The sequence below is a fragment of the Haloarchaeobius marinus genome (genome assembly GCF_051207415.1).
In the GTDB taxonomy this organism is placed as follows: Archaea; Halobacteriota; Halobacteria; order Halobacteriales; family Natrialbaceae; genus Haloarchaeobius.
In genome coordinates, this window is record NZ_JBPKGD010000002.1 from 911,257 (window position 1) to 922,811 (window position 11,555).

At 67.7% G+C, this 11,555-nt stretch carries 13 protein-coding genes; 3 read left to right on the plus strand and 10 right to left on the minus strand.

Features of this window, described 5'->3' with window-relative positions; translation table 11 throughout:
• Positions 1-16: 16 nt before the first annotated feature.
• Positions 17-1,354, minus strand: a complete 1,338-nt coding sequence (locus ACSC1W_RS10705; RefSeq protein ID WP_435347681.1) for an MFS transporter — start codon at positions 1,352-1,354, stop codon at positions 17-19.
• Positions 1,355-1,487: 133 nt separating this feature from the next.
• Between ACSC1W_RS10705 and ACSC1W_RS10710 the strand changes: the two genes are divergently transcribed.
• From ACSC1W_RS10710 to ACSC1W_RS10720, 3 genes are read left to right on the plus strand one after another with little or no spacing between them, the layout of a single operon-like run.
• Positions 1,488-2,042: a PaaI family thioesterase gene (locus ACSC1W_RS10710; protein ID WP_435347379.1), complete on the plus strand. Its 555-nt coding sequence runs from the start codon at positions 1,488-1,490 to the stop codon at positions 2,040-2,042.
• Positions 2,039-2,725, plus strand: coding sequence for an AzlC family ABC transporter permease (locus ACSC1W_RS10715; RefSeq protein WP_435347381.1), 687 nt, complete (start codon positions 2,039-2,041; stop codon positions 2,723-2,725). Before ACSC1W_RS10710 ends, ACSC1W_RS10715 begins: the two co-directional genes overlap by 4 nt.
• On the plus strand, positions 2,722-3,066 hold the full coding sequence (locus tag ACSC1W_RS10720; RefSeq protein ID WP_435347383.1) for an AzlD domain-containing protein: 345 nt from the start codon (positions 2,722-2,724) through the stop codon (positions 3,064-3,066). The genes ACSC1W_RS10715 and ACSC1W_RS10720 overlap by 4 nt, the downstream gene beginning before the upstream one ends.
• A 48-nt stretch (positions 3,067-3,114) precedes the next feature.
• Here ACSC1W_RS10720 and ACSC1W_RS10725 read toward each other — a convergent pair whose 3' ends face one another.
• From ACSC1W_RS10725 to ACSC1W_RS10765, 9 genes are all read right to left on the minus strand, one after another.
• Entirely contained in the window at positions 3,115-4,719 is a 1,605-nt protein-coding gene (locus ACSC1W_RS10725) for a long-chain-fatty-acid--CoA ligase (protein ID WP_435347385.1), read from the minus strand.
• 130 nt (positions 4,720-4,849) lie between these two features.
• A complete protein-coding gene (locus tag ACSC1W_RS10730; RefSeq protein WP_435347387.1) occupies positions 4,850-5,725 on the minus strand; it encodes an amidohydrolase family protein in 876 nt (291 codons plus the stop codon).
• Between the two features lie 51 nt (positions 5,726-5,776).
• Positions 5,777-6,133: a VOC family protein gene (locus tag ACSC1W_RS10735; RefSeq protein WP_435347388.1), complete on the minus strand. Its 357-nt coding sequence runs from the start codon at positions 6,131-6,133 to the stop codon at positions 5,777-5,779.
• 35 nt (positions 6,134-6,168) lie between these two features.
• Positions 6,169-6,657, minus strand: a complete 489-nt coding sequence (locus ACSC1W_RS10740; RefSeq protein ID WP_435347390.1) for a MaoC/PaaZ C-terminal domain-containing protein — start codon at positions 6,655-6,657, stop codon at positions 6,169-6,171.
• A gap of 121 nt (positions 6,658-6,778) precedes the next feature.
• Positions 6,779-7,222 (minus strand): DUF5518 domain-containing protein, encoded by a 444-nt coding sequence (locus ACSC1W_RS10745; RefSeq protein WP_435347392.1) that lies wholly within the window; start codon positions 7,220-7,222, stop codon positions 6,779-6,781.
• A 170-nt stretch (positions 7,223-7,392) separates the two neighbouring features.
• A complete protein-coding gene (locus ACSC1W_RS10750; RefSeq protein ID WP_435347394.1) occupies positions 7,393-8,097 on the minus strand; it encodes an ABC transporter ATP-binding protein in 705 nt (234 codons plus the stop codon).
• A complete protein-coding gene (locus ACSC1W_RS10755; RefSeq protein ID WP_435347396.1) occupies positions 8,094-8,858 on the minus strand; it encodes an ABC transporter ATP-binding protein in 765 nt (254 codons plus the stop codon). The genes ACSC1W_RS10750 and ACSC1W_RS10755 overlap by 4 nt, the downstream gene beginning before the upstream one ends.
• The gene (locus ACSC1W_RS10760) at positions 8,851-10,317 is read right to left on the minus strand and encodes a branched-chain amino acid ABC transporter permease (protein ID WP_435347398.1); all 1,467 of its coding nucleotides are present in this window, start codon (positions 10,315-10,317) and stop codon (positions 8,851-8,853) included. The genes ACSC1W_RS10755 and ACSC1W_RS10760 overlap by 8 nt, the downstream gene beginning before the upstream one ends.
• Positions 10,317-11,522 carry a branched-chain amino acid ABC transporter permease gene (locus ACSC1W_RS10765; RefSeq protein WP_435347400.1) on the minus strand — a complete coding sequence of 402 codons (1,206 nt, stop codon included), beginning with the start codon at positions 11,520-11,522 and terminating at the stop codon, positions 10,317-10,319. Before ACSC1W_RS10765 ends, ACSC1W_RS10760 begins: the two co-directional genes overlap by 1 nt.
• Positions 11,523-11,555 lie beyond the last annotated feature (33 nt).

Here is an 11,555-nt window from a genome sequence, read left to right on the forward strand (position 1 = left end):
CGGTCGCAACGACCCGTCACTCCACCGTCGCCAGCACCTGTTCCCTGGCCACCTGCCCGAGCAGGACGAGGACGGGGACGAACAGCACGCCAGCGACGACGAAGGGAGACCAGTAGGCGACGACGACGTACAGCAACCCGGCGACGGCCGGGCCGACCGTCCGGGCGAGACTGCCCGCCGACTGGGTGAGGCCGAACGCACCGCCCTGCTCGTCTGCCTCGACGTTCAACGACACCAGTGCGTTGAGCGAGACGTTCGTGAGCGCGTTGCCGAACGCCAGCGGCGTCGAGACGAGCGCCAGCGCGACGCCGCCGGACTCGACCGGGCCGAGCGCCGGGACGAACGACCACGAGAGCGAGAAGGGGACGAGTGCCAGCGTCACCACCTGGACGCCGGCACCGGTCAGCGCCAGGCGGTACTCGCCGAAGCGGTCGGTCAGTGGACCGATGAGGCCGCCCTGGATGACCGCGATGAGTACGCCGATGTACGTGAGGAGGACGGCGTTGGCGGCGGTACCGTAGCCGAGACGGTCGTTCGTGAGGAAGATGAACTGGCTCTCGAACGCCGAGAAGGCGAAGGAGGCCAGGAAGAACGAGAGGACGAGCGCCCCGACGTCCGGCGACCGGACGGCGTCGAACAGCCGTCTGAGCCGGGATTCGTCGGCCGACCCTGTCGCCGGTGTGCGCCGACGTGGTTCGGGGAGGACGAGGAAGGCGAGCACGAGGTTGACCGCCGAGAGGAGAGCCGCCGTGAACGACGGCATGGTGAACTCGGTCACCGGGACGACCGCCGGGAGGACGTCCCGGAACAGGTCGAGGACGAACGGACTCGACACCACGCCCGCGATGGCCGGCCCGAAGACGAACCCGAGTCCGAACGCCGCGCCGAGGATGCCGAGGCCCTTCGCCCGGTCCTCCGGGGGCGTGATGTCCGCGATGTAGGCGTTCGCCGTGGCGATGTTCCCGCCCATCGCACCGGCGAGGGCCCGGGCGACGAACAGCACGACGAGTCCGTTCGTGGCACCGGTGAGCGTCCCGAGTTCGCCCGCGAGACCGAACAGCGTCCACACGACGACGCTCCCCGAGAGCGAGACCAGGAGGACGGGGCGCCGGCCGCGTTCGTCGGAGAGGCGGCCGAGCACCGGCGCGCCGACGAACTGGAACAGCGAGTAGGTGGCGATGAGGAGGCTGCCGACGAACTCGTTGGCGCCGAAGAACTTGGCGTACAGCGGGATGACGGGGATGAGGATGCCGAACCCGAGCAGGTCGATGAAGATTACGAGAAAGAGCGTCCCGACGACCCGTCGTCGGGTCTTGCCGGCCCCCTCGACGACGTCGTCGTCGTCGTCGGCCACGTCGTCCTCCGGAGCGTCGTCGGAGGCGGAACGGTTAGTCACACCTACACGATGCGGACACCCCCCAGATAGCTGTTGCGCTGGCGACGCCGCCATGAGCCAGCGTGAAGGTGCAGGGACGCGTCTGTGAGGTATGGACAGACCGGAGTACGGGCGGGACGCGCCCGTCCAGCACTCGTGGCCCGACCTGACGTGTTACGGGTGTGGGCCGGCCAACGAGCGGGGGCTACAGTTACAGAGCTACCTCGGGCCGGACGACGAGCGCCTGGTCGCGACCGTCGACCCCGACGCGACGTTCAACTCCGGCGCGCCGAACGTCATGTACGGCGGTCACGTCGCCTCCCTGCTGGACTGTCACTCTATCTGGACGGCCATCACGTTCGCGTACCGTGCGGCGGACCGCTCCCTCGGGAGTTCACCCCGCATCGGCTACGTGACGGGCCGACTGCGCGTCGACTACCGCGCGCCGACGCCCCTCGACCGACCGGTACACCTCCGGGCGTGGGTCGACGGGGACGTGGGTCGGAAGACGACGGTCCGGAGCGAACTCGGTCCCGTCGGGGAGACCACCGCGAGCGGGGAGGTGCGCGCAGTCAGGGCCGACCCGGACGAGGACACACACCACCGACGGGCGGACCGGCCTGCCGGGGGCACCCCGTCCGACCGCGGTGACGCCGACGACGGATGAGCCTCCGCCCCGGGTTCGACGAGGGCGTCAGGACGATACTCCCGCTGGTTCCCGCCACGGCGTCCGTCGGACTGGCGGCCGGCGTCGCCGCGCCAGCCGCGGGGCTCACGCCCGTCCAGTCCGTCGCGATGTCCGTGGCCGTCTACTTCCCGTCGGTGATGCTGGCGGCGCTCGAACTGCTCACCGCCGACGTGCCCGCGTTCGTCGTGGTCGTCACGTCGCTCGTCGTCGGCATCCGGGTCGTGATACTCAGCCTCTCCATCGCCCCCTACTTCGACCGGTTCTCGACCCCGTGGAAGCTGGTGCTCGCGTACTTCCTCTGGACGCCCGTGTACGCCCTGACCGTCGAGCGCTTCGTCGACGACCCGACGGGCGACGTCCGGGGGTACTACCTCGGCCTGGCAGCGCCACTCTGGGTGACCGTCCAGCTATCGGTGGTCGCCGGGACCGTCTTCAGCACGACCGTCCCACCCGGGTTACAGTTGACCTTCATCGTCCCGCTCGCCTTCATCGCGCTCGTCGTCCGGTTCCTGACCGACCGGTCGTCGAAAGCCGCCGCCGTGGTCGGCGGCGTCGTCGCCGTCCTCGCCGGGGGCGTCCCGCTCGGACTCGGTATCGTCGTCGCCACCGTCGGTGGGACGGTCGCGGGCGTGATCGTCGAACGGAGGGGAGGTACCGGATGACCCAGCCAGCGCCCGCAGCGACGTCCGTCTGGACGCTCATCGCCGTCATCGGCGTTCTGACGTTCGCGCTCAGGCTGTCGTTCATCCAGCTGTCCGACAGGGTGGACGCGTTCCCGCCGCAGGTCGTGGCGGCGCTGAAGTTCGTCCCGGTGGCCGTCCTCTCGGCACTGATACTGCCCGCCCTCGTCTCCGTCGACGGACCGGTGGTGAGCGGTCTCGTCAACGCCCGGTCGGTCGCCGGGGCCGTCGCTACCGTCGTGGCCTGGCGAACGAGGAGCATGACGGCGACGATCGCCGTCGGGATGGGCGTGCTCTGGAGCGTCCAGTTCCTCGTCGGCTGACGGCGTCACGCGGTCCGCGACGCCCGCCTCGGTGGGGCCGTCCGGGGGTCACCCCTGTCCGACCATCGACTCCTCGTCCTCCCACTCGCGCTCGCGGAGTTCGTACTTCTGGACCTTCCCGGTCGCGGTCGTCGGGAGTTCCTCGACGAACTCGACGTACGAGATGGCCTTGAACCGGGCGACGCGTTCGGCGACGAACTCCTTGAGTTCGTCCTCGTCGACGTCGGCGTCCTCGGTGGGGACGACGAACGCCTTCGGCGTCTCCCCCCACTTCTCGCTGGGTGCCGGGATGACGGCCGCCTTCGACACCGCCTCGTGGTCGTAGAGGACGTCCTCCAGTTCGATACTGGAGATGTTCTCGCCGCCGGAGATGATGATGTCCTTCTGGCGGTCCTGGATGGAGACGAACCCGTTCTCGTCCCACGTCGCGAGGTCGCCCATGTGGTAGTAGCCCTCCAGCCGTTCGGTGAACGCCTCCTCGGTCTCCTCGGGTTTGTTCCAGTAGCGGTCCATGACCTGGTTCCCGCGGACGACGATCTCTCCGATGGTGGACCCGTCCCGGGGGACGTCCTCGCCGTCGTCGTCGACGACGCGGATCTCGGTGCCGAGGTAGCCGATACCCTGGCGCTTCACGAGGTCGAACCGCTCGTCGTCGGTCTTGCCGGCGAGGTGTCGCGGCGCGTGCGAGGTGGTGATGAGCGGCCCCGTCTCGGTCGCACCGTAGACGTGCATGAGCGTCCACCCGAACTCGTTCTCGACGGTCCGGACCGTGGACTCGGGCGGTGCCGAGCCGGCCGTCGCCGCACGTACCGGGTTCGCGCCGGTCGTCGCGACGTCGTGGTTCCCGTAGTACTCCATGAGCATGTTGAGGACGGTCGGTGCGGCACAGAGGTAGGACACGTCCTCGGTCTGGATGACGTCGAAGACGCTCTCGGCGTCGACCCCGCGCGTGCAGACGTGGGTCGCACCGTTCCCCGTGATGGAGTAGATGTGTCCCCAGCCGTTCACGTGGAACATCGGCAGCGTCCAGAGGTAGACGTCGTCGTCCGCGATCTCCAGGTGAGCCGTGATGAGGTAGGAGTGGATGGTCTCTGCACGGTGGGTGCGACAGACGCCCTTCGGGTCGCCGGTCGTCCCCGAGGTGTAGTTGATGGTGATGACCTCGTCCTCGCTCATCTCGGGGCGGTCGTACTCGGCGCCCGCGTCGGCGACGACGTCGTCGAACGACTGCCAGTCACCCTCGACGGCGTCGACGTCGTTCGTCACGAAGACCTCGGTCGGCACCTCGTCTCGGATGGCCTCGATGCGGTGTGCGTACTCGTAGTCGGCGTAGATGGCCGTCACGCCGGCGTCGTTCAGGATGTACTCGTAGTCGTCGGGCGTCAGCCGGTAGTTGAGTGGCGTGTGGACCGCACCGGCCTGCATCGTGCCGTAGGCGGCCTCCAGCTGGTAGTGCGTGTTCGGGTCCAGCACGGCGACGCGGTCGCCCTTCTCGACGCCTTCGGACTGCAGGAAGGCGGCGAACCGGTCCGCACGGTCGCCGAACTCCTCGTAGGTGAAGCGCTCGCCCGTCGTCGCGACGATACCGGTCTCGTCGGCGTAGTGTCTCCGTGCCCGGTCCAGGGAGTCGGTCACCAGCAGTGGCTTGTGCATGATTGATTGTTGCGTTCATCTGTGTTCAATCCTGCGCGTCTGTTCAATAGTTACCGGAGAAATGACGGACGTCCCGAACGGACACACGGAATCGCCCGGACAGAAGCGTCTCCACGGCCCAGGCGCCACCCTACAGGTCGAGGAACTCCTCGGCGTTCTCCCAGAGTATCTTGCGCTGGACCGACTCGGGGAAGTCGAGTTCGGCGAACTGGTCGAGCCACGTCGCGGGGTCGAGCATCGGGTAGTCCGTCCCGAACATGACCTTGTCCTTCAGCAGGGTCTTCGCGTAGTGAAGCACCTGGTCGTCGATGTAGGCGGGCATCCACCCGGAGAGGTCCATGTAGACGTTGCCCTTCTGCTGGCAGATGGCGAGTTGTTCCTTCTCCCACGGGAACGCCGGGTGTGCGATGAGTATCTGGAGGTCCGGGTGTTCGGCGGCCACGTCGTCGATGAGCATCGGGTTCCCGTACTTTATCTTGAGGCCGCGACCGCCCGGCGCACACGCGCCCAGCGTGGAGTTCCCGCCGTGGAAGACGACGGGGACGCCGAGGTCCTCGATGGTCGACCAGAGTTCCTCGTGTTCCGGGTCGCTCGGGTCGAACCCCTGGGCGATCTGCTGGAACTTGAAGCCGACGAGGTCCAGGTCCTCGACGCACCGGCGGGCCTCCTCGACGCAGTCGTCCTTCAGGGGGTCGACCGACCCGAACCCGACGAAGAAGTCGTCGTACTCGTCGCGCACCTCGGCGACGTAATCGTTCGGGACGGGCGGGTTGCCCGTGTTAGTCTCGGCGTCCCAGCCGAGCAGGACGGCCCTGCCGATGCCGGCGTCGTGGTACTCCGCTATCATCTCCTCGTAGGAGTTCGGGACCATCTCCTTGCCGAACCGGCGGGCGGCGTCCTGCATCATCTCGCCACCGGCGTCGAAGAGGAACTCCTCCGTCGGCTGGTGGGCGTGGGTGTCGATGATGCGCGGTTCGTCCGGGTCGACGACGCTCGGCAGGGTCATGCTCTGGACTCCGACTGGCAACCGAAAAAGCGTTCGTGTTTCCGCGCCGCCTCAGACCGACGTCACCAGTTCGAGCACGTAGCCGTCCGGGTCCTCCACGAACGCGATTCGCAGGTCGAGTTCGTCGAGGGTCTCCGGCCCGCGGTGGATGCGGTCGTCGTCGAGCGCCGACACCGCCTCGTCCACGTCGGGGACGGAGACGCCGAGGTGGTCGGTGTCCCCGGGGTCCACCGACCCGTCGGCCTCGACGAACTGGAAGACTGGCTGGTCGTCGACGCCGACGAACGTGTCCGAGACGACGTCGCTCTCCTCGTACGCGTCGAGCGGTTCGTAGCCGAAGACGTCCCGGTAGAACGCGAGGGAGTCCTCGAGGTTCGAGACGCGAATCGCCGCGTGGTCCATCGTCATACGGGGTGATTCTCGGCGAGACGGATAGTTCTAGCTCAGGGGTGACCGGGCTTCTCGCCGTAGTAGTCCCGCCGTTTGAACATGAACTTCATGTCGCCCTGGAGCAACACCTCGTCGTCCTGGTTCCGCGTCTCGGAGTCGATGACCACGAGGCCGGCGTCCTCGCGGGAGTCGAACTCCTTCTTCTCGGTGACCTCGAACTCCGAGGAGATGGTGTCCCCGATGGTCAGGGGGTTCGGCACGTCCATGTAGTTCATCCCGAGGAACGCGATGACCGTCCGCTCGACGAAGCCACAGCGCTGGACCATTCCGGTCGTCAGGATGAACGTCATCGGCCCGTGACCGATGCGCTCGCCGAAGGGGCCCTCCTCGGAGTACTCGGCGTTGGTGTGCAGTTCCGTCCAGTCGTCGGCGAACATCGAGTGGAAGACGAAGTCGGACTCCGTGACCGTCCGTCCGGCGCTCTGGAACGTCTTCCCGACCTCCATGTCCTCGAAGTAGTGCGGTTCGTAGCTGTAGGCCATGCCCGGGCATTCGGAGGGGGTGCAAGTAACGATTGCCTTCTCGGCGAGGGATGGGAGGGGGCGCCGCCGCTGGTTCGTCACGCGGTCGAAAGAATCGTGGTCGGACGACGGTCCGTCGGCGTCAGTACTGCGCTTCTTCGTAGCTCTCGGTGGTCGCACCGGGTCGGCCGCCCGACCGGGCGCGATAGAACTCCTCCTCCCAGATCAGGTGGGCGAGGACGCCGCCGGCGGCGGCGAGACCGACGGTGTAGATGCCCACGAGGACGAACAGGAACAGGCCGAACACCAGGAAGAAGAGGAACCCGGTCGCGTCCCCGGTCAGCAGTCCGAGGACGCCGAACCCGAATATCACGACCAGCATCGGGATGAACGAGATGGCGCCGGCGGCCGCGCCGACCCGCAGGTTCTCGTTGCGCGACGTTCCCTTCTGTAGATACGCCGCCACGACCCCACCGAGTACCGTCGAGAATGGGATGAACGAGAGGACGAATGCAGCGACTGCACCGATCGCCGCGTTCACCCAAAAGCCGTTATCGTAACTCCGCTCGTCGAAACTGAGTGCCATGGGAGGCAAATGTTTCTCGTGAAATATAAAGCTACGTACTCGAAGCGGCCGGCCTCCGGAACGCTGCTCGTGGTATGCCCGGATTTCGGATGGGGCCCCGGACCGGTTCGGCAGTTAATGGTTTCCGATTGATAGTTTCGACGGGGGGACGAAGGCCGGGGGGACCGGCGTCAGCCACCGAGGAACCGCTTGCGGACCTCCTCGTCGGCCAGCAGTTCGTGGCCGGGGCCCTCGAAGCTGTTCTCGCCGTTGACGAGGACGTACCCCCGGTCGCAGCGCCGGAGCGCCTCCTTGGCGTTCTGCTCGACCATCAGCACCGCGGTCCCGGCGTCGTTTATCTCGTCGATGCGGTCGAACATCTCGTCGACGAGGTCGGGCGCGAGGCCGGCCGACGGTTCGTCGAGCATCAGCAGGTCGGGGTCGAGCATGAGGGCGGCACCCATCGCGAGCATCTGCTGCTGGCCGCCCGACATGGTGCCGGCGCGCTGGCGCTGGCGTTCCCGAAGGATGGGGAAGCGTTCGAAGACGTCCTCGAGTCGGTCCTCGGGGACCTCGTCGAAGACGTACGCGCCCATCTCCAAGTTCTCGCGGACGGTCATCCGCGGGAAGAGGTTCTCGGTCTGGGGGACGTACGCGATGCCCTCGCGGATGATGTCCTGCGTGCTCTTCTCGTGGATGGGGGTCCCGTCGAAGTGGACGGCCCCGTCCAGCAGGGTCGTCAGGCCGAAGACGGTCTTCATCGCGGTGGACTTCCCGGCACCGTTCGGTCCGACGATGGTGACGTACTCGCCGTCCTCGACGGTCATGTCGACGTCGGTGAGTATCTGGAGGTCGCCGTAGCCGGCGTCGACGGCGGCGAGCTGGAGCAGGCTCATAGCTCCTCCCCCAGGTAGGCGTCGATGACGCGCTGGTCGTTCCGGACGGTCTCCGGGTCGCCCTCCGTGAGTTTCTTCCCCTGGTGCATGACGACGACGTGGTCGCAGTTTGCCATGATGACCTCGATGTCGTGTTCGACGAACAGGAACGTCTGCCCCTGCGATTCGAGTTCGTGGATGCGGTTGAGAATCTTCCGTTCGAGGGTCGGGTTGACGCCCGCGAGCGGTTCGTCCAGCAACACCATCTCGGGGTCGGTCAGGAGTACCCGGGCGAGTTCGAGCAGTTTGCGCTGGCCGCCCGAGAGGTTGCCGGCAGGTTCGTCGAGGAGGTGGTCGAGTTCGAAGAACTCGGCCATCTCGACGGCCGCCCGGCGACTGCGGCGTTCGTCCTCGACGAACTCGCCGCCCCGGACCCAGGCGCGGGTCAGGTTCTCGCCGGACTGGCCCCGGGGCCCGAGCAGCAGGTTCTCGCGGACCGTCATGTTCTCCAGTTCGCGCGGTATCTGGAACGTCCGGACGAGTCCCTCGCGAACGATGGCCGGCGTCCGGTCGCCGGTCACGTCGGTCCCGTGGAACTCGACCGACCCGCCGTCGGGCGAGAGGTAGCCCGTGACGCAGTTGAAGAACGTGGTCTTCCCGGCACCGTTCGGCCCGATGAGACCGGTGATGCCCTGGTCGACGGTGACGTCGACGCCGTCGAGGGCGGTGATGCCCCCGAAGGACTTCCGGAGGTCGGTGACCTCGAGGACCGGGTCAGTCATCGGAGACACCTCCAGAGAGGTCTGCGCGGTCTCCGGGGACGTCGGCGTCCTCCTCCGACACGTCGACGTCGGCCCCCGGGAGGGCGATGTCGTAGTCCTGCTCGCCGAGGATTCCCTCCGGCCGGTAGTAGAGGATGACGATGAGCAGGACCCCGATGAAGACGAGCCGCGACGCCGCAAGCTGGACGGCGTACTCCGACGGGAAGTAGTCGTTGAGGAACTGCGTCCCGCTGTTGATGGACCAGAACACCGCCGTCCCGAGGACGACGCCGGCGTTGTTCGCCGTCCCGCCGATGATGACCGACGAGAACGCGAAGAACGTTATCATCGCGCCGAACTGGTCGGGACTGATGAACCCGAGGTGGATGGTGTAGAGCGCGCCCGCCGCCCCGGCGAGGGCGGAGCCGAACAGGAGCGCCTGTATCTTGTACCGGAACGTCTCCTTCCCGAGCGCCCGCGGGACGTCCTCGTCGTCGCGCACCGCACGCAGGACGCGACCGTACGGACTGTTGATGGTGCGCTGGCACCAGACGTAGCCGCCGGCGAGGAAGGCCAGCGAGAGGAGCATGAAGAACCGGTCGTAGTCCAGACCGCCGTTCGGCCCGGCGACGGGGTCGAACAGGAACATCACGTTCGTCTGGAGCGTGACCGTCGGGTTCGCCGCCGTGAGCAACGGCTGGACGAAGTACCAGCCGACGAACGCCAGGGCGACGACGACCCCGAGCGTGCGCTCGGGTTCGGTCGAGCGACGGACCGCCTCCCGGACGAGGGCGACGCCGACGATGGCGAGCAGGACGCCCACGTACTGGAACGTGCCGCCGGTCGCGACCACGCTGGCGGCGACGCCGAGGACGACGACGCTCGCGACGCCGAGGCCGGCACCGACCCCGTCGACGTCCCTGACGTAGTCGAGGACGCGGAAGGTCGCGTAGCCGATGACGAGCACGCTGAGACCGCCGAAGACGAGCAGGTTCACCGTGAACGACCCGAGGCTGAACGGGAACAGGCCCGCCGCCGGGTGGTGGACCGTCTGGATGCCGAACGGCCCGTTGAACAGCCAGACCTCGTTGCGGACCACCTCGTTCAGGATGGTGGCGATGCCGAGCGCCGTGATGGCGAGGTAGTCCTCGCGCAACCGGAGCGTCGGCACGCCGACCAGCAGCGAGACGAGCGCGGCGGCGAGCATCCCCACGGCGACGCCGAGGAGCCACCCGAGGAATGCGCCGCCCGGGACGACTCCCAGCAACGCCGGGAGCGCGTAGCCGCCGAGTCCCTCGTAGCCCGTCGCCTGCGCGGGCATCGTGAGGACGGCGGCGACGTACCCGCCGATCATGAAGTAGGCCACGTGGCCGAAGTCGATCAGCCCCGTGAACCCGAACTTGAGGTTCAACCCGAGTGCGAACAGCCCGTAGATGGCGACGAACGTCGCCAGCGAGACGAGGAAGTCTGACAGCGCCATCAGACGTCACCCCACAGGCCCTCGGGTTTCACGAGCAACACTGCGATGAGCATGACGAACGCGATGGCGGTCCGGTACGTCGCGAGGCCGGACGGCAGCAGGTAGACGCCGACGTCCATGCTGACGCCGATGACGAGCGCGCCCGCCGCGGCCCCGTACGGCGACCGGATGCCACCGAGGATGACCGCTGCGAACACCGGCAGGAGCAGCGTGAAACCCATGTTCGGGTTGACGTTGGAGGCGCTCCACCCGGCGAGGACGCCGGCCAGCGCGGTGAGGAGTCCGGCGATGACCCAGACCACGAGCTGGACGCGGTCGACGTCGACGCCGCGCACCTCCGCGAGGTCCATGTTGTCGGCCGTGGCGCGCATCCCCTTGCCGAGGCGCGTCGCCTTCAGCACGAGGTTGAGCAGGAACATCGCGACGCCGACGGCGAGGACGATGGTGACGTCCTTGCTGCTGGTCCCGACCCTGGTCTCGAAGAACGCGCTGGTCCCCTGCGGGTCGAAGCGTACGACGGCGGCGAGTGCGAGCAGCGTCGCGACGCCCCCGAGCAACCCGAGGACGCGCGGCGAGACGAGGTGGACCGCCTCGAAGTTCGAGTCGGTCTCTCGCCACCGGTAGATGCCGTAGCCCACGCCGCCGGCGACCGCGAGGACGCCGAGGACGACCCACCAGGGGTAGCCCCACTCGCCGAGCAGGGCCATCTCGTTGGCCTGGCGCTGGGTGCGCTGGACGGTGAGGCCCGACCCGGTGAGGTAGAGGTCCCAGTTCACGTCGCGGACGACGGGCGTCTCGTAGCTGATGTTGCGCGACCCGGCGACGAACAGCACGACGTTGCGCAGGACGAGCGCCAGCCCCAGCGAGACGATGACCATGGTGATGAGGTCGCTCTCCTTCGACCGGAAGTGCCGGAAGATGGAGTACTCGTAGACGGCCCCGAACAGCGACGCGACGACGAGCGCGACCGCGGCGGCGACGACGAGCGACACTGCGCCGCCGGGGAGTCCCGGCAGGAGCGATATCTCGTCCGGCCGGTTGACGACCAGCGCGAGGTACGCGCCGACGGTTATCATGTCGCCGTGCGCGAAGTTCGGCACCTCGGCGATGCTGTACACGAGCGAGAGGCCGATGGCACCGGCGGCGATGATGCTGCCGGTGACGAGCCCCTGTGCGAGCGCGTCGAGAAGCCCGGTCTCTACCATCCACCGGCCCCCCGGCCCCGACGCGGCCTGTAC

What these genes read in the sequence shown, in the direction of transcription:
- ACSC1W_RS10710 (WP_435347379.1), top strand. Translation starts at nt 1,488, where the DNA reads ATGGACAGACCGGAGTACGGGCGGGACGCGCCCGTCCAGCACTCGTGG.
- ACSC1W_RS10715 (WP_435347381.1), top strand. Translation starts at nt 2,039, where the DNA reads ATGAGCCTCCGCCCCGGGTTCGACGAGGGCGTCAGGACGATACTCCCG.
- ACSC1W_RS10720 (WP_435347383.1), top strand. Translation starts at nt 2,722, where the DNA reads ATGACCCAGCCAGCGCCCGCAGCGACGTCCGTCTGGACGCTCATCGCC.
- ACSC1W_RS10725 (WP_435347385.1), bottom strand. Translation starts at nt 4,719, where the DNA reads ATGCACAAGCCACTGCTGGTGACCGACTCCCTGGACCGGGCACGGAGA.
- ACSC1W_RS10730 (WP_435347387.1), bottom strand. Translation starts at nt 5,725, where the DNA reads ATGACCCTGCCGAGCGTCGTCGACCCGGACGAACCGCGCATCATCGAC.
- ACSC1W_RS10735 (WP_435347388.1), bottom strand. Translation starts at nt 6,133, where the DNA reads ATGACGATGGACCACGCGGCGATTCGCGTCTCGAACCTCGAGGACTCC.
- ACSC1W_RS10740 (WP_435347390.1), bottom strand. Translation starts at nt 6,657, where the DNA reads ATGGCCTACAGCTACGAACCGCACTACTTCGAGGACATGGAGGTCGGG.
- ACSC1W_RS10745 (WP_435347392.1), bottom strand. Translation starts at nt 7,222, where the DNA reads ATGGCACTCAGTTTCGACGAGCGGAGTTACGATAACGGCTTTTGGGTG.
- ACSC1W_RS10750 (WP_435347394.1), bottom strand. Translation starts at nt 8,097, where the DNA reads ATGAGCCTGCTCCAGCTCGCCGCCGTCGACGCCGGCTACGGCGACCTC.
- ACSC1W_RS10755 (WP_435347396.1), bottom strand. Translation starts at nt 8,858, where the DNA reads ATGACTGACCCGGTCCTCGAGGTCACCGACCTCCGGAAGTCCTTCGGG.
- ACSC1W_RS10760 (WP_435347398.1), bottom strand. Translation starts at nt 10,317, where the DNA reads ATGGCGCTGTCAGACTTCCTCGTCTCGCTGGCGACGTTCGTCGCCATC.
- ACSC1W_RS10765 (WP_435347400.1), bottom strand. Translation starts at nt 11,522, where the DNA reads ATGGTAGAGACCGGGCTTCTCGACGCGCTCGCACAGGGGCTCGTCACC.